The organism is Streptomyces sp. NK08204 (assembly GCF_020400585.1).
Classification (GTDB): domain Bacteria; phylum Actinomycetota; class Actinomycetes; order Streptomycetales; family Streptomycetaceae; genus Streptomyces.
Window position 1 is genome coordinate 14,440 of sequence record NZ_JAINVF010000039.1, and the last position, 16,349, is coordinate 30,788.

The 16,349-nt window shown below is 70.4% G+C and carries 13 protein-coding genes; 6 read left to right on the forward strand and 7 right to left on the reverse strand.

Annotated features, from left to right (window positions below):
- Positions 1–80 precede the first annotated feature (80 nt).
- Positions 81–260: a hypothetical protein gene (locus K7G59_RS33025; protein WP_225840378.1), complete on the reverse strand. Its 180-nt coding sequence runs from the start codon at positions 258–260 to the stop codon at positions 81–83.
- A 783-nt stretch (positions 261–1,043) separates the two neighbouring features.
- Complete coding sequence (locus K7G59_RS33035; RefSeq protein WP_225840379.1) at positions 1,044–1,961, reverse strand: aromatic prenyltransferase; 918 nt, start codon at positions 1,959–1,961, stop codon at positions 1,044–1,046.
- 513 nt (positions 1,962–2,474) lie between these two features.
- Here K7G59_RS33035 and K7G59_RS33040 point away from each other — a divergent pair.
- From K7G59_RS33040 to K7G59_RS33050, 3 genes are all read left to right on the forward strand, one after another.
- On the forward strand, positions 2,475–3,449 hold the full coding sequence (locus K7G59_RS33040) for an AfsR/SARP family transcriptional regulator (RefSeq protein WP_225840380.1): 975 nt from the start codon (positions 2,475–2,477) through the stop codon (positions 3,447–3,449).
- Positions 3,450–3,774: 325 nt separating this feature from the next.
- Complete coding sequence (locus K7G59_RS33045) at positions 3,775–5,544, forward strand: FAD-dependent monooxygenase (protein ID WP_225840381.1); 1,770 nt, start codon at positions 3,775–3,777, stop codon at positions 5,542–5,544.
- Between the two features lie 109 nt (positions 5,545–5,653).
- Positions 5,654–7,153, forward strand: a complete 1,500-nt coding sequence (locus tag K7G59_RS33050) for an MFS transporter (RefSeq protein ID WP_225840382.1) — start codon at positions 5,654–5,656, stop codon at positions 7,151–7,153.
- A 550-nt stretch (positions 7,154–7,703) separates the two neighbouring features.
- On the opposite strand, the gene K7G59_RS33055 is transcribed toward K7G59_RS33050, so the two are convergent.
- On the reverse strand, positions 7,704–8,984 hold the full coding sequence (locus K7G59_RS33055) for an MFS transporter (protein WP_225840383.1): 1,281 nt from the start codon (positions 8,982–8,984) through the stop codon (positions 7,704–7,706).
- A gap of 49 nt (positions 8,985–9,033) precedes the next feature.
- Entirely contained in the window at positions 9,034–9,588 is a 555-nt protein-coding gene (locus K7G59_RS33060) for an XRE family transcriptional regulator (protein WP_225840384.1), read from the reverse strand.
- Positions 9,589–9,770: 182 nt separating this feature from the next.
- Between K7G59_RS33060 and K7G59_RS33065 the strand changes: the two genes are divergently transcribed.
- On the forward strand, positions 9,771–9,956 hold the full coding sequence (locus K7G59_RS33065) for a DUF6059 family protein (protein WP_225840385.1): 186 nt from the start codon (positions 9,771–9,773) through the stop codon (positions 9,954–9,956).
- Between the two features lie 130 nt (positions 9,957–10,086).
- On the opposite strand, the gene K7G59_RS33070 is transcribed toward K7G59_RS33065, so the two are convergent.
- The 3 genes from K7G59_RS33070 to K7G59_RS33080 form a co-directional block, all read right to left on the reverse strand.
- Entirely contained in the window at positions 10,087–11,787 is a 1,701-nt protein-coding gene (locus tag K7G59_RS33070; protein ID WP_225840386.1) for a cytochrome bc complex cytochrome b subunit, read from the reverse strand.
- A gap of 298 nt (positions 11,788–12,085) precedes the next feature.
- Positions 12,086–13,609, reverse strand: a complete 1,524-nt coding sequence (locus K7G59_RS33075) for an NAD(P)/FAD-dependent oxidoreductase (RefSeq protein ID WP_225840387.1) — start codon at positions 13,607–13,609, stop codon at positions 12,086–12,088.
- 336 nt (positions 13,610–13,945) lie between these two features.
- On the reverse strand, positions 13,946–15,013 hold the full coding sequence (locus tag K7G59_RS33080; RefSeq protein ID WP_225840388.1) for a polyprenyl synthetase family protein: 1,068 nt from the start codon (positions 15,011–15,013) through the stop codon (positions 13,946–13,948).
- A 650-nt stretch (positions 15,014–15,663) separates the two neighbouring features.
- On the opposite strand from K7G59_RS33080, the gene K7G59_RS33085 reads away from it, so the two are divergent.
- Positions 15,664–16,083, forward strand: a complete 420-nt coding sequence (locus tag K7G59_RS33085; RefSeq protein WP_225840389.1) for a hypothetical protein — start codon at positions 15,664–15,666, stop codon at positions 16,081–16,083.
- Positions 16,080–16,259 carry a hypothetical protein gene (locus K7G59_RS33090; protein ID WP_225840390.1) on the forward strand — a complete coding sequence of 60 codons (180 nt, stop codon included), beginning with the start codon at positions 16,080–16,082 and terminating at the stop codon, positions 16,257–16,259. Before K7G59_RS33085 ends, K7G59_RS33090 begins: the two co-directional genes overlap by 4 nt.
- Positions 16,260–16,349: the final 90 nt, after the last annotated feature.

Consider the following 16,349-nt stretch of genomic DNA (forward strand, 5'->3'; position numbering starts at 1 on the left):
TCGCCCGGCGGCGCGAGAAGGGGCGGTCCGCACCGGGCCGCCCCGCACCTTCTCGGCGGCGCACTGTCCCTGTCGCCCCGTCAGTCCTGCTCGACCTCCATCACGCGCGAGAGGGCGCCCTGTACGTGCGGGCCGGGTACGGGGCGCACGTACAGCCTGAACCCGAACCGCTTCTCGTACGCCGCGAGCACCTCGGCGTCGTCGGCGAGTTGCGAGATCTCCCGCTGATCGCCGCTGACGACCGTCAGCACGTCGTCCATCGTCGAGCAGGTTCCGGGCCTGTCCGAGGGGCACCGCCGCTCCAGCAAGGGGCTGACGGGCTGGCTGCGGTCAGTCGCGACCGAACTCGTCGGACGCCCGGCTGTGCCGCCGCCCGCGGGTTGTCGCCGGCCGGACCCGGCTGCAGGCCGGCTGTCCGCCGTATGGCTCCGCCGAGGCGGCGATCGACAGCTCCGCCGCAACGACATGCTGTCCGGGAGCACGTGTGGAGCCGGACGGGCGGTGGCGTGTCCATGCGCCCCATGGTCCTGCCGAACCCGGTGCTCGCGCCGCCCTTCGCCGCCCTGGAGGCCGCCCCGTCCTGAGCCGCGGTCCCGTTCGCGCGGGGCGGGGAGACTCGTACGGCGAAGGCGCCGGAGAACCGTGCCTGCCAGGGCGCGCACCCCGGTCGCCGGCCTCGTCGGTGACGTCATCGGCGCCGACTGCGTCCGGCCGGTGGCCGTGGGCACGGTGCACCATGCACCGCGCGGCCGAGCAGGCCGACCGGGAGGACACGGGACCACCGCTGGAGATGCCCCGCGGCGCCGGCCAGCAGCTCAGCCGGGCCGCCGTCTCCCTGTCCGTCACAGCAGGGCGGGGCCACGGCACGGACGGCACGCGGGACCTCCGGCGCGCGGACGCGCGGCGCCCCAGGGACGCCGCGCGAGCCGACGAAGTCCTCGAGGTCCTCGAAGTCCTGGAAGTCCTCGTAGCTTCAGTCCTCGGGAACTTCCGTCCGCGGCGGGCACGCGGCCCGCCGCGGTGACCGCTCGTGGGACCAGCCGTCAGTCCTCGAGCGAGTCGAACGCCTTCAGCAGCCGCCGCTGGACATCGGTGATGTGGTAGTAAGCGCCGAGCTTGTAGTACTCCTCCTCGGGCGCCAGGGTGAGCCCGTAGACCAGGGTGCGCTTCTCGCCCACATAGGCGTACGGCGCCTTGGTCGCGTAGTTGCGGAACTTCTCGATGTCGGCCGGGTCCTGGGAGGGCACCCGCGTGGGGTCGGTGGTGATCACGGCGAAGCACAGCCGGTCGATCTTCCCGGTGTCCCAGCTGAGGGTGGGGTAGACCGAGAACGCGCGCTTGCAGAACTCCAGCCCCTGCTCGTTCGGGATGTGCAGGCCCAGCTCACGGACCAGGGCCAGGACGGACTCCGGCTCCAGGTACTTGCGGTTCAGGTTGCTGAAGTAGAGGTTGACCTGCCGCTTCTTGTAGTCCATCGAGGTCATCTGGACCTTGTCCAGGCCGTAGCGGGCGAACAGCTCGGCGTTCTCGGCCAAGGCCTTCGGCATGGAGGGGATGGCGCTCAGCTGGGCGACCCCGGGCATGTCGTCGGTGGGGAAGAACGCGTACGTCTTCTTGAAGCCTCCGGTGACCTCGCCGTCGATGGCGAACAGCGAGATGGGAAGCTGCTTCCGGGTGTCCGCGAGCAGGTCGTCGATGGGGTGGCCCGTCGCCGGGAACAGGCCCTTCTCCAGCACGGTGGCGTACGGGTCGCCGTGGCTCGGCGGCACCGAGATGCTGAAGTCCAGCTCCGTGGAGTGACGCCCGCTGGCCATGGAGAAGACGACCACGCCCTCGGTGAGCGTGTCCTGGAAGGTGGTCAGCAGCGGATAGATCTTGTCACGTGCACAGGTCACGTCCAGCAGCCCAGCCGCTTCCTCCATGGCCGCATACACGCGTTCGACATCAGCGGCTCCGGACATTGAAACCTCCACGCGTCGATACCTGACGGTCTGTGTGAGTGTGATCGGTTCATGGGCACTGCACGAAGCGATGCCGTCCGCGGCCGCCCCCCGCTGCTCCCCGCGCACCACCGTTGGCCACGCACCCTGAATGTGACTGGAGAACCGCTTGGTGCCGACTTGGCGCGCAGTTCTTCGGCGCATAGGGTACTGGCACAGCGGCAAAGGCATTGCTTGGCCGACGCCGCGGAAGGAGAAACCGGCGGGCTGTTGATAGTCGGACACCCGCTCGGAATCCATAAAAAGTGAAACACACAACGGGGGGTCGGAAAGTGCGTGTCCTAGGTTCCTGCCCATTCCCGGTCGTTAATTAACGAGTGCACTCGACAAGTCGTCTCATTCAGGCCGTTCGCCACGCTCTACTGGGCGTTCGGTGACCGGATACTGCCTGGCAGGGCCGCCCGGCAGCCGGCCAGGGCACCGTCCGGTGCCGGCCAGGCGACCAACCAGGCCGTGGAAGTGGGGAGTTCACGGATGGCGAACGAGAAGGTCGGGCAAAGCGTGAAACCCGGCAATCCGGAAGCGTGGCGCATCGCGGAGTTGGAACGCGAGGTTCGGGAGCTTCGCCGCACCAACGAGGCGCTGCGGGTGTACGTGGCCAGAGAGCTCGAACCCGGTCCCGAAATACCGGCGTCGGCGCGCTCGACGGTGAAGTTCCGCGCACTGGGCCCGATCGAGGCCGTCGTCGGCGGTCGCGTCGTCGACCTGGGGGCGCCCAAGCAGCGCGCACTGCTGGCACTGCTGGTCAGCAAGGTGGGCCAGCCCGTGGCCGTCGATCTGATCGTCGAGGAGCTGTGGGACGGGAAGCCGCCGCCGTCGGCGCTCACCTCGCTCCACGCGTACGTCGCCAACCTGCGCAGGGTGCTGGAGCCCGGCCGCGCGCCCCGGACCCCGCCGACGGTGCTGCGCACCTACGGACGCGGCTATCTGCTGGACAGCCGGGCCGCCGAGGTGGACGTGCACCGCTTCAGCGAACGGGCCGTCGCCGGCTGGCAGGCACTGGACTGGGGGGATCCGCAGTACGCGGTCAACGAGTTCGAGGCGGCGTTGGCGATGTGGCGCGGGCAGGCATACTCCGAGGTGGCCGACACCACCTGTGTACGGCCGGACGTGGCACGGCTGGAGGAGCTGCGGCTGTCGGTGGTCGAAGGGCGCTGCGCGGCACTGCTCGCGGCCGGCGCCCACGAAATCGCGGTGGCCGAGCTCGAGGCCTTCCTCCAGACCCATCCCTTGCGCGAGTATGGCTGCGAACTGCTGAGCCTGGCCCTCTACCGGGCGGGCCGGCAGGCCGACGCACTGGCGGTGCTGCGTACCAACCAGAAGCGGCTGGCGGACGAGCTGGGGATCGATCCGCGGCCGGCGCTGCAACTGCTGGAGAAGCAGATACTCAACCATGCGCCGTCCCTGGACTGGCAGCCACACCCCAGGGCAGTCGCGAAGTCGGCCTGACAGTAGGCAAGTCGGGGCTCCGCTGCGGGGCGGCCTGTCTGGTCGCCCTTGGCGGCGGAGCCCTTGCGACCGCACGGGTCCGGGGGGCAGCCGGTGCCAAGCCGGCGCCAAGCGCACGCCAAGCCGCGCAGTAGTGCAAGCCAATGGCCCTGGCGGATGCTGGGGACCGCAGCATGCCGAAAAACGTCGTCATGGTGGCGTCGACCGTCATATTCCGCGACGACGCATCGGTTGAACCGTTTCCCGGCCCGCCCGCCGGAGACCGGCGTCGTTCATGATCGTCTGGTGCCCCGCATGCGGGCCCTCACTTTATGAAAGGCCGAATATGAAGGTTACCGAGGTTCCGGTCCTGATTGTAGGTGGCGGTGGATGCGGCCTGTCCGCCTCCATTTTCCTGTCGGACCACGGTGTGGGGCACCTGCTCGTGGAACGGCATGCGGACACGTCAATTCTACCCAAGGCGCATTACATCAACCAGCGCACGATGGAAATCTTCCGCCAGCACGGCCTCTACGACACCGTCGCCGAACCCGCCGCGGAACCGGGCCAGTTCGGCCGGGTGCGCTGGCAGACCACGCTCACCGGCGAGGGACCGCTGGACCGACAGGTGATCCACGAGATGGACGCCTTCGGCGGTGGCGCGATGACCGAGGTCTACGCGGCGGACGGCCCCGTGCTGCCGTTAAAACTGCCGCAGTTGAGGCTTGAGCCGATCCTGCGTCAGAAAGCCGAGGAGCGCAATCCCGGCGGAGTGCTCTTCTCCCACGAACTGGTCTCCTTCGCCGAGGAGGACGACCGCGCCGTCGCCGAGATCCGTGACCTCGAGAGCGGCGAGGTCACCAAGGTCGTCGCACAGTACGTCATCGCCGCCGACGGCGGTCGCACGCTCGGCCCCCAGCTCGGTGTGCAGATGCAAGGCATGTTCGACATGGCCAACGTCACCACCGTGTACTTCTCCGCGGACCTGTCGAAGTGGTGGAACGAGGGCAGCCTCATCACCTGGTTCGTCAACCCCTACCGCGCCGACCTCAGCTGCGGGCTGCTGGAGATGGGGCCGACCTGGGGCAAGAACTGCGAGGAGTGGGGCCTGAGCTTCCTCCTGGGCGACGTCGACAGCTCCGACGAGGAGGCGCTCGCCGAGCGGATGCGCGAGGTGCTGGGCGTGCCCGACCTCGAGCTGACGGTGCACAAGGTGACGCACTGGACGGTCGAGGGAGTGCTCGCCGACCGTTACCGGGCCGGCCGGGTGCTCATCGTCGGCGACGCCGCCCACCGCCAGCCGCCCACCACCGGGCTCGGCCTGAACGGCGGCATCCAGGACGTGCACAACCTCGCCTGGAAGCTGGCCGCGGTGCTCTCCGGCCGCGCCGGCGACAGCCTGCTGGACACCTACGAGTCCGAGCGGCGGGCCATCGGCAAGCGCAACGTCGAGTGGGGCCTGGCCACCTGGTTCCACCACCGGACCATGACGGATACCGCGATCGGCCTCGGCCCGCACGTCCCGCCGCAGCTGCGCCCGTCCGTGTTCGAGAGCTACTTCGCCCCGTCCCCGGTCGGCGCGGTCACGCGCGCCAGGGCGGCGGAGTTCTTCGAGACCCACCGCGCCGAGTGCCGGGCGCACGACATGGAGATCGGCTTCGCCTACGAGGACGGCGCGCTCGTCCCCGACGGCACCGAGCCGCCGGCCCGCTCGCCGATGGGCACCGACTACCACCCCACCACCCGCCCCGGGCACCGGTTGCCGCACGCGTGGATCGAGCGGGACGGACAGCGCCTGTCCACCCATGACCTGACCGGGGCCTCCGCTGGCTTCGTCCTGATCACCGGCGCCGCGGGCACCCCGTGGGCCGAGGCGGCCGAGCAGGTCGCCGACAAGCTCTCGGTCCCCCTGACCGTGGCCCGGATCGGCGACGGCGCGCAGTACGCCGACAGCGGCTGGGCGGCCGTACGGGAGATCGCCGACGACGGCGCTGTCCTGGTACGCCCCGACAACCACGTGGCCTGGCGTTCCATGGGCGCCTGCGAGGACCCGGCAGACGCGCTGACACAGGCGTTGTCCCGGGTGCTGGGCCACCAGGCCGCCGACAGGCGTTAGCCCGGCGGTCCCCGCTGACGGGCCGCCGCGGCGGCCCGTCACATCTGGCTGCCCCGGCCTGTCATACGGGCGGAGCCTGAAGTCTGACAATGCAATTAGGAGACAGCTCATGTCCACAACCAGCGCCGTGCCTGCGGCCGGGCAGCATCCACGGCGGTGGATGATCCTCGCCGTCATCTGCGTCGCCTACCTCATGCTGACCCTCGACACGACGGTGATGAACCTGGCGCTGCCGTCGGCGCAAAAGGCGCTGCACTTCTCGGACGCGGACAAGCAGTGGGTCGTGACGGCCTACGCGCTGTGCTACGGCAGTCTGCTGCTGTTCTGCGGCCGTCTGGCCGACCTCATCGGGCGCAAGGAGACGTTCATCGTCGGCCTGGTCGGCTTCGCGGGCGCCTCCGCCGTCGGCGGCGCCGCCAACAGCTTCGGCATGCTGGTGACCGCCCGCGCCTGCCAGGGTGTCTTCGCCGCGCTGCTGGCGCCCACCGCCCTGTCGCTGCTGGCCACCACGTTCACCGACCCCAAGGAGCGCGGCAAGGCGTTCGGCGCCTTCAGCTCGGTCGCGGCCAGCGGCGGCGGCCTGGGCCTGCTGATCGGCGGCGCGCTGACCTCCGGCCTGAACTGGCGCTGGTGCATGTACGTCAACCTGATCTTCGCCGCCTTCGCGCTGATCGTCGGCTCCCCGCTGCTGACCCGGCAGCCGCGCACGGGCGCCCGGATGGACATCCCCGGCGTGGTCCTGGTGTCCAGCGGCATGTTCGGCCTGGTCTACGGCTTCTCCAACGCGGCGACGCACAGCTGGCACACCCCCTCGACCTGGGTCTTCCTCGCGGCCGGCGGTGTGCTGGTCATCCTGTTCGCCCTCTGGCAGCGCCGTGCCCAGAACCCGCTGCTGCCCCCGCGGGTCGTGCTCGACCGCAACCGCGGCGGCGCCTACATCACCTCGCTGGTCGTCGGCGCCGGCATGTTCGGCGTGCTGCTCTTCCTCATCTACTACATGCAGACCGACCTGGGTTACTCGGCGTTCAAGTCGGGTGTCGCCCTGCTGCCGATGGTGGCCGTCATCGCCGTCACGAGCAACGTGGGCAACATCCGGCTGATGCCGAAGTTCGGCCCGAGGCCGCTCATCCCCCTCGGCATGCTGTTCAACGCCGGCGGCATGGCCTGGCTGACCCGGATCGAGCCGGACTCGCACTACGCCTCGGCGATCCTCGGACCGATCATGGTGATCGGTGTCGGCATGGGCTTCATCTACTCCGCCGCCCTGAGCACCGGAACCTCCGAAGTGCAGCCGCAGGACTCGGGTATCGCCTCGGCGACCTTCAACGCCGGCCAGCAGCTCGGTGGCGCCATCGGTACCGCGCTGCTCAACACGATCGCGGCCAGCGCCGCCACCGACTACCTGACCAGCCACGCCCACGGGAAGCCGGGGCCGGGGCTGTTCCAGCTGGCCGTGGTCCACGGCTACCACCAGGTGTTCTGGGTGTGCGCCGGGATCTTCGCGGGCGGCGCCCTCATCGGCGGCCTGCTGCTGCGCAGCGGCCCGCTGCCGGTGCCCGGCCAGCACAGCCCGAAGCCGGCCACCGAGCCGGAGAAGGCGCACTCCTGACAGTCCGTCCGCCGTGCCCGCGGGCGCGGCGGCAGCGGCACACGCGAGCATGAGGGCCGGGTCACCCGGCCCTCTTCCGTGCTCCCCGGGCGCCGAGCGGGACACGGCGGTTCGGTCGGTGGTCCGGCGGCAGCGGGTTTGTGCCGTGGGGGCCCGTGGGATAGAATCGATCTTGAGCGCGGCGCCCGGGATTCGGGAGATGCGCCACGCGTTGGTGGTCCAAGGAAAGACGCCCCGCTTCCTGCGGGGAGATGCAGGTGCAAGGCCTGCCCGGCGCTCGGCGAACCCCGCCCCCCTTCTCAGGGGGGCGGGGTTCTTTCATGTGCGGGCGGCAGCCGGAGCGGGGTCGGTGGTCCGGCGGCAGCGGGTTTGTGCCGTGGGAGGCCCGTGGGATAAAGTCGATCTTGAGCGCGGCGCCCGGGATCCGGGAGATGCGCCACGCGTTGGTGGTCCAAGGAAAGACGCCCCGCTTCCTGCGGGGAGATGCAGGTGCAAGGCCTGCCCGGCGCTCGGCGAACCCTGCCCCCCTTCTCAGGGGGGCGGGGTTCTTTCATGTGCGGGCGGCAGCCGGAGCGGGGTCGGGGGCCGCGGCGGTCCAGGGCAGCAGCGCGGCGCTGGCCAGGCAGAGAGTGCCGGCGACGAGGAGGGCGGGGCGTACGCCGACCTGGGACGCCAGGAGACCCGCCGCCAGCATGCACGCCGGCTGTGCCGTCTTGGCGCTGACCGACCAGGCGGTGACGACCCGGGCTATCACGTGGTCGTCGGTCACCGCCATGCGGTAGGCAGCGAAGGCCGGGTTGAAGACCCCGACCGCGAACAGCAGTCCCGTGTCGATCGCCACGATGGCGACGAGGCCGAGCCGGCCGAGCGGGACGAAGGCCAGCAGCAGGGCCCAGGGCGTACGCAGCACACCGAAGGCGAGCAGCACCCGGTGCGCGCCGAGGCGGCGGGTGAGCGGGAGGGTGCAGCGCGAGCCGAGGATGCCGCCCAGGCAGGGCAGGCCGAGCGCGAGGCCGTACTGGATCGGTGTGAAGTGCATGTCCTGCAGCATCAGAACGGCCAGGAGCGGGACGGTCGCCATCACCGGGCCGCCGAAGAGCAGTGCGTTCCAGAACAGGGGGCGCAGGCCCGGGTGGGCGAGTATGGTGCGCCAGCCCGTGCTCACGCCGGCCGAGGAGCGGGAGGCGGGTACGGGCGGGGGTTCGGGTTCGGGGGTCTGCAGGCGGCTGATGCCCAGGGCCGAGAGGGCGAAGGAGAGGGCGTCCACGGCCACCGTGGCCGTCGTGCCCAGGGCGCCCACGAGGAGGCCTCCGCTCGGGGGTCCCGCGCTCTGGCTGAGCCAGTCGGTCGTCTCGAAGCGGGCGCTCGCGCGCAGCCGGGCCTCGGGGGCTACCAGTGCCTTGAGATGGGCGGTGCTCGCCGCCAGGAACGCTGTCGTGGCCGCCGCCTGCACGACTCCGACCGCGCACAGCTGGCCGAACGTGAGCAGGCCCAGGGCCGCCGCGAGGGGGACGCTGGCCAGGGCGACGGCGCGGGCGAGGTCCGCCGCGATCATGACGGGCCGCTTGGTGCGGTGCTCGATACGGCCGCCCAGCCACAGCGCGATGACGGCACCGGGGACCGAGGACAGCGCCGCGAGCAGCGAGACCTGTAAGGCCGTGGCGTGCAGCGTGGTCACCGCCACCAGCGGGAGGGCGCCCGCGCCCACGGCCGTGCCCGCCGCGCTGACCGCGTAGGCGTGCCACACGCGGGTGAAGTCCCGCTGTCGTGACGGCAGGTGAGGTCTCGGGGTGGGTTGCCGGCCGGTTCGGTCCGCGCCTTTGGTGATCACGGCGAGGAATCCTACGGCGGGCGGCGCCGGCGCACGGCAGGAATCAGGATCAGAAGTCGAGGTCCAGTTGCTCGATGCCGGTGAACTCCACCGACAGGCCCTGCGCGCGGCGGCCCCGGTCACGGAAGTACATCTCGCCCAGGCCCTCGGCGAGGATGGCCTGGAGTTCCCTCTCCGGTGCGCCCGTCTCCTGGGCGGCGAAGAGGCGGGCCGCGTACTCGGGCGGCAGGGCCTGGTTGATGTGGCGGACGCGGGGGTCGTCGGTGGTTCCGGGGGCCGCGGTGAAGCCGAAGCGGGCGCGGGCGGAGACGAAGATGCCGCCGGTGGTGGCCGCCTGCTGCCGGGCCCGCTCACGCACCCGCGGCTGCCAGCGCCTGCGGGTCTCCGCGAGGAGCCGTTCGGCGAGGTCGCGACGGGGGTGCTTGATCTGGTCGCGCACATAACGCTCGACCGTGCGCTGGGAGATGCCGAGGAGGTCGGCGACCGGCCTGGTGCCCTTGAGCCGGCGGACCAGGAAGCGCATCTGTGCGGGTGCCGTCCTGGGGACCGGGCGGGTGAAGTGGCCGGCTGCGGCGACGTCCAGCGTGTCCCCGATACCGACCATCGTGCCGCCCTGCTCTCTTCCGTCCGGCCGTCGCCCGTGTACGGGCCCAGGACGACGTTACAGCGGGCCTGGAGGGCGCCTCCAGCGGGGCGCCCCACAGTGGGGGCGTTTGGCAGTGACGGCACGTTCGACGGTGCGACCGCTGAAGGAGGCCCGCCGTGTACCTGCTCCACGCTCGTCGCATGCTCCGTGGGTTCTGGCGTTGTCTGGCGTTGTACGGCACGTTCTACATCGGGCCCCTGCCCGGGCCCGGCCCGCTCACCGGTCCTGCTCCGGGTCATCCTGAGCGGCTGTGCGCCGATGTGCCGCTGTCGCCGCTGGAACGCCGGCTGGGTCGGGACCTGAAACGGGACCTGGGACCCGTCTAGCGGCCTGGCGCCCCGCTTACGCGCGCGGGACGGCCCCGCAACACAGAAAAAACGCCGCTGCCGGGGCCCTGGTCGGGCCCCGGCAGCGGCGTTCTGGAGGCGGAGGTGTGTTCGGGCGTGTGCCTCCAGGTCAGTGGAGTTCCTGGACCGGCTCCCGTTCCTCGGCGGGGCCGCTCTGGTGGCCGATCGCCGCGTGCCCGTCGGAGGAGTGGCCGTGGTGTTCCAGGGCGTGCTGCAGTTCCTGCGGGGTCGGTGTGGCGACCTGGCCGCCGTTCAGCCAGCGGTTGAGCTTGAAGCGCAGGGCCTGCTTGCGGAACTCGGGGTTGCGGACGCCGTCCTGTTCCCGCACGGGCGCCGGCAGCGCCTCCGCGGACTCCCGGGACAGCAGCATGTACTCCGTGCCGCGCTCCAGGCGCTCGTGCACCTCGATGAACTCGCCGTGCGGCAGCCGCTTGATGATGCCGGTCTCGCGGCCGTGCAGCAGCTTGTCGCGGTCCCGCAGCTGCAGGCCCAGGCAGATCCGGTAGGTGATGACGTACGCCAGCGCCGGGATGACGAAGACGCCGATCCGGACCACCCAGGTGATCGAGTTGACGGACAGATGGAACTTCTCGGCCAGGACGTCGTTGGCACCGCCGAAGAACAGCACCAGGTACAGGGCGCAGAAGGCGACGCCGAACGAGGTGCGGGCGGGCCGCTCGCGCGGGCGGTCCAGGAGGTGGTGCTCACGCTTGTCGCCGGTGACCCAGGCCTCCAGGAACGGCCAGAGGGCGAGCGACAGGGCCATCACCGTGGGCAGGAGGACGGCCGGGATGATGACGCCGAGGTTGACGGTGTAACCGCCGACGGTGAACTCCCAGGCGGGCATCGCTCGTAGTGCGCCTTCGAGGAAGCCCATGTACCAGTCGGGCTGGGAGCCCTGGGAGATCTGGTCGGGTCGGTACGGGCCGAAGTTCCAGATCGGGTTGATCTGGGCGATGCCCGCCATGAGCGACAGGATGCCGAAGACCACGAAGAAGAAGCCGCCGGCCTTGGCCGCGTAGTTCGGCATCAGGGGCTGGCCGATGACGTTGTTCTCGGTGCGGCCGGGGCCCCGGAACTGGGTGTGCTTGTGGTAGAAGACCAGGATCAGGTGGACGGTGGCCAGGGCCACCAGGATTCCCGGCACCAGCAGGATGTGGATGCTGTAGAACCGGGAGATGACGTCCTCGGCCGGATACTCGCCGCCGAAGATGAACATCGTCAGGTACGTACCGACCAGCGGGATGGCGAGGGTGACGCCCTCCAGGATGCGCAGGCCGGTGCCGGAGAGCAGGTCGTCGGGGAGCGAGTAGCCGACGAAGCCCTCGATGATGGCCAGGACGAGCGTCAGGAAGCCGATCAGCCAGTTCATCTCACGCGGCTTGCGGAACGAACCGGTGAAGAAGTGCCGCAGCGTGTGCAGGCTGAGCGCGGCGACCATGGTCAGAGCCGCCCAGTGGTGCAGCTGGCGGATGAACAGGCCGCCGCGCACCTCGAAGCTGATCTTGACGGTGGACTCGTATGCCTCCGACATCCGCGCACCCTGGAGCGGGACGTACGGGCCGTGGTAGACGACCTCGCTCATGCCCGGCTTGAAGAACAGGGTGAGCCAGACCCCGGTGAGAAGCAGGATGATCAGGCTGTAGAGCGCGATCTCACCGAACATGAACGACCAGTGCTCGGGAAAGACCTTGCGGGACAGCTTGCCCCATTTGTAGATCGCGAGCCGACCGTCCATCCAGTCGGCGACTCGCTCGCCGTGCGACGCCTGGTTGCGCTCGCTCTGCGGCGCCCTCTCGGTCGTGCTCATACCCGCGCGCTCTCCCCTCGCGTGCCGTGAAGCGGCTGGAACGCTATCGGCGCAAACCGCGTCCGGACAACCGCATTCAAGCCATTACATGCCCTCAACTGGACGGATTCTCGAGCGCGGTGCGAGCGGTCGGCCAGCACGTCGGTTCCCTCCGTACCTAACAGGCCGGGCCCAAGGACCCGTCTATCGGTCCCTACCCGCTCCCGGCAACTCAAGTCGCCTTCCGTGGCGGCTAGTTGCTCCACTCTTGTCATACCAGAAAGCGTAATGGCCGCGTCTTTCGGCTTGACGACCGGGTTCACCGGCCGGTGCCGCTCCAGTGGACCGAGGAGCTCGCGGCCCGTGGACTGGCGGAGCCGATCGAGACCCCGAAGGCGGGTGTGGCCGGCGTGGCGAGGCGGCGCCGTCGGGTGTCGGCGTGGGTGGTGCTGGGCGGTGTCGCGGCTGCCGGGCGGCGCGGGGCGCGCAGCAGGGCCCGCAGCTCACGCGGCCGGGGCAGGGCGGGGGGCGGGTTGACCGCCTGGAAGCGTTCGAGCAGCAGCGTCGCCGCGTGGGGGTCGGTGGTCGCGGCGGCGGCGAGCCGGGCCGCGTAGCGCCGGCCGAGGCGGGCGGCCGGTCCGTCGGGCAGGTCCTGGCCGGTGCCGGCCACGCCCAGGTTGCGCAGGCTCGACCGCCAGGCGGGAGCCAGGTGCTGGGCGAGGGCCTGGCGCAGCCGGTAGCTGATGCCCACGGCGGTGCCGTGGCCGGCGAGCAGGTGGTCGAGGACGAGCGCGCCCTGCACGGCGAGCGTCATGCCGTGCCCGTGGGCCGGGTCGACGGCGACGAAGGCGTCGCCGACGACGACGAACTGGTCGGGCCAGCGGCGCAGCTTCTCGTAGTGGCGCCAGCGGTTCTCGGTGCCGGCGCAGGTGTAGACCGGGCCGAGGGGGGTGGCGGCCTCGATGACCTCGCGCAGCAGCGGGTGGCGCAGCTCCCCCGCCGCGGCCAGCAGGCCCTCGTGGTCGGTGGGGGGCCGTCTGCCGTCGCCGAAGCTGAGCGTCACCGACCAGCGTCCGCCCTCGATGGGCTGGAGGATGCCCTGGCGCGGGTGGTCGGCCGAGCCCATCAGCAGCAGGCCGCTCCAGTCGGCGACATGACCGATGGGCGGCGCGAACACGGTGGAGGCGTACGTGGTCCGGGTGCGGGCCACCGATTCCCTGGGCGTCTGGTAGCCGAGCTCGGCCAGCCAGCGCGGGGCGCACGAGCCGCGCCCGGAGGCGTCGACCACGAAGTCGGCCTCGATCAGGCGCCGGGGGCCGAAGCCGTCGGAGGCCCGCCGGTCCCGGCCGCGCGCCCACACGCCGACGACCGTGTCGCGGCGGCCGGGCTCCAGAGCGACGACCTCGTGCTCGGAGAGGAAGGTAACCTTCGGGTCGGCGCGCAGCCGGTCGCGTACGACACCGTCGATCAGGTCGCGGCCGGCGCTCAGTGCTAACAGGCCGCAGTCCTGGCGGGGCAGCCAGCCGGCCGGGCCGAGCACCAGCACGTCCTCGGGTATCCGCACGGGAACCGCTCCGGCGCGGGTGAGATCCGCGACGATGCCCGGGAACAGCTGCTCCAGGCCCTGGTGTGCGGTGGGCATGAGGGTGTGGGTGTGCCGGGCCTGGGGCACGCCCCGGCGCCGCCCGGATCCGCGGGGCAGCCGGTCGCGCTCGATCACGGTGACCCGGTCCATGAAGTCGGCCAGGGTCCGCGCCGCGGTGAGCCCGGCGAGGCCGGAGCCGATCACCACCGCGTGGCCGTGGCCGCCGGCCCTGTCGATCGCCGTTGCGTCCAGGCTCATCTCCCCCGCCCCTCTTGCGTGTTGTGCATGCATCATGCGGTGCGCGGGCGTCCGAGCGGCAGGGCTTTCTCAGCCGGGCGTGGGATGCCGGGCGCGGGGTGCGCCGCCGTGACGGTGCCCGGGGCGCCCGTGTTCCGGGCGTTTGGCTCCGATGTGCCTGGTGGGGTGCTTACGCCCGCCTGTGCCTGTGGTGCCGGGCGGGGCGGGGGGTTCCAGCGAGGGTCCAGTGAGCCACGAAACGGGCTCTGGCGGGAATCGAGCCATGAGGTGCCCCGCGGGTGAGCCGGGGGGCGGTGGGACCGGCCTGGCCGCCCTGGCCGGGCCGGTCCCGCCGGCTCACGCGTTGCGGTAGGCGACCCGCCTGGCCATCTCGGCCAGTTCGTCGCGCCAGACCTGGTCGACGGGCGCGTCGGCGATGGCCTTGCAGCCCCGCTCGACGAGGCCGTCGATGTGCTTTTCGACATCGGCGGGAACACCGGTGTCCAGCAGGCGGCGGCGCACTTCGTCGGGGGTGTGTCCCGGCTCCGTGATCAGGGTGTGGATGTGCTCGTCGCGCTGCATCGCCCAGCCCAGCAGCAGCGTCATCTTGTGCTGGGTGAAGTCGAGGCCGGCGGGCTTGCCGGTGTCCGCGGAGTCGCCGAAGGCGTCCAGCAGGTCGTCGCGGAGCTGGAACGCCTCGCCGACGGCCTCGCCGTACTCCGCGAAGGCGGGAGCGAGGTCGCCGCGGCCCGCCGCCTTCGCCCCCACGACCAGGGGCCGGTGGATGGTGTAACGGCCCGACTTGATCTTGGCGATCAGGCGGGAGAGCCGGGGGTCGACGGAGAACTCGGCAGCAGCGTGGACGTCCGCGTACTGGCCGATCATCACCTCGGAGCGCAGCTTGTGCCACTCGGGGAGGGCCGACGCCGGCGCCTCGGACATCAGCTCGTCGGAGTAGGCGAGCGCGAGGGCGCCGACGAGGATGGCCACGCCCTCGCCGAACCGGCGGTCCTCGCCCTGCCAGTCGTTGCTCCGGTGCACGTCCATGTGCTTCACGTGGACGGTCGGCAGTCCGCGCCGCTGGCTGGAATCGTCCAGGACGTCGTCGTGGATGAGAAGGGCCAGGTGCAGCATCTCCAGGGCCGCACCGGCGGCCACGATCCCGGGGTCCTCGGGGTCGCCGCCCGCGGCGAGGTAGCCGGCGATGGCGAAGGCGGGCCGGATGCGCTTGCCGCCGGAGGCGATCATCTCGGACAGCGCGTCGACGGGGATGACCGCGCGTTCGTCCACTTCCGCCCACGTCTCACGCTCGGCCGAGAGCAGGGAGCGCAGCCGGTCCTCGACTCGCTGGAGCAGGCCGGTGCTGGTGCGGCGCGCGAAGTCGGCCGCCTCCTGACCGCTGCCGGTGGTCACGTCCGAAGTCACACGTATCTCCTTGAGTATAGATGTAAAGGGCACCTTGAGGCGGAAGCACCGAGGGCGGCTGAGCAGGCTACCTGTGGCTCCGGCCGATCGCGTACCCGACCTCATCAGGTGACTGCGCCGACATGGGGCGAATCTCGAGTTCCCCTTTAGGGACGATCGACTGCGAATGACGAACGTTGACACCCTGAACGGCCCCGTGGAAGCCTCCCTGTGCACCCATAGGTTACGTCTGGGCAGCGTCGGGGGGTATGGAACGCAGGTGACGCGCTGTATCCGGCAAACACGTCTGGGTTCTTTCAGCGATTTCGGCGTGGGATCCGGCCGTACCGGCTCTCCCTCTCTCCAGGGGCCATCGATCCGACCATAACTGCGCAACCCGCATAGGGCATTCGTGTGCTCCTTGACGGTTGCCGGGCGAGCCACCTCGTGAAGGAGATTGAATGGAGTTTCACGCATGCCCCGGAACTCACACCCAGGAACGTCGCACGGCCACCGGGGCCGTGCTCTGCGTCCCGTGCATCAGGCAGGTGCAGAGTAACCTGCGCGCCCTCCCCGGTCTCTACCAGGAGAGCCTGCACCACATAGCGCCCATATCCAGACGAATGAACCAGACGAGAGTGTCCGGGAGCCGCAGTCGGGATCACCTGAACATGGCCGCACTCGACACCCGGCACAACATCCTGACCATTCTCGAGTCGTGGTCGGGATTCGTCGTCGAAAAGCTTGGAAAAAGCGCACCCACGCGCACGGTCCCGGACTTGACGCGATTTTTGCTGATCCACTTGGAGTGGCTCGTCACACAGCCACCGGCCGTTGATTTCGCAGAGGAAATTGACGGTCTCAGGCTGGAACTGCTGCGCACCATCGACCCCGGCCCGAGTGAACGTCATGCGTTCCACAGGGAGTGTGTCGTGGACAACTGCACGGGGACGATCAACACCTCGGCGCAGCACATCGGCAACACGGAGAGGAGAAGCATCCGGTGTTCGTCGGGACACAGTTGGGAAATGCACGAATGGATCACTCTACGGCCGCTCATGGAACGGCAGCGGAAGGCGGTCAGCGCATGAAGCCGCCACGCCACCGGCTCGTACCCACGAACGTGGCCGCGCTGGCCGCGGGCGTCTCGGAGGCGACGATCCGCAAGTGGGTGAGCCGCGGGAAGATCACCCGGTACGGCACACCGGGCCGCTCGGAGTTCGACATAGACGAACTCACGCAGATCGCGCTGCAGCGAAGGCGCTGATCCAGCAGCCGCACATCGTGGCCGTCACAGCATGCGCGCAGGTCGGCGGGGTACCTGCGGATGTGAAGCGGCCTTTGTGAGCGTCGGGCG

Coding starts and splice junctions, on each gene's coding strand:
- K7G59_RS33070 (WP_225840386.1), bottom strand. CDS start 11,787: ATGAGCACGACCGAGAGGGCGCCGCAGAGCGAGCGCAACCAGGCGTCG.
- K7G59_RS33065 (WP_225840385.1), top strand. CDS start 9,771: ATGCTCCGTGGGTTCTGGCGTTGTCTGGCGTTGTACGGCACGTTCTAC.
- K7G59_RS33045 (WP_225840381.1), top strand. CDS start 3,775: ATGAAGGTTACCGAGGTTCCGGTCCTGATTGTAGGTGGCGGTGGATGC.
- K7G59_RS33025 (WP_225840378.1), bottom strand. CDS start 260: ATGGACGACGTGCTGACGGTCGTCAGCGGCGATCAGCGGGAGATCTCG.
- K7G59_RS33075 (WP_225840387.1), bottom strand. CDS start 13,609: ATGAGCCTGGACGCAACGGCGATCGACAGGGCCGGCGGCCACGGCCAC.
- K7G59_RS33050 (WP_225840382.1), top strand. CDS start 5,654: ATGTCCACAACCAGCGCCGTGCCTGCGGCCGGGCAGCATCCACGGCGG.
- K7G59_RS33060 (WP_225840384.1), bottom strand. CDS start 9,588: ATGGTCGGTATCGGGGACACGCTGGACGTCGCCGCAGCCGGCCACTTC.
- K7G59_RS33090 (WP_225840390.1), top strand. CDS start 16,080: ATGAAGCCGCCACGCCACCGGCTCGTACCCACGAACGTGGCCGCGCTG.
- K7G59_RS33085 (WP_225840389.1), top strand. CDS start 15,664: ATGGCCGCACTCGACACCCGGCACAACATCCTGACCATTCTCGAGTCG.
- K7G59_RS33035 (WP_225840379.1), bottom strand. CDS start 1,961: ATGTCCGGAGCCGCTGATGTCGAACGCGTGTATGCGGCCATGGAGGAA.
- K7G59_RS33040 (WP_225840380.1), top strand. CDS start 2,475: ATGGCGAACGAGAAGGTCGGGCAAAGCGTGAAACCCGGCAATCCGGAA.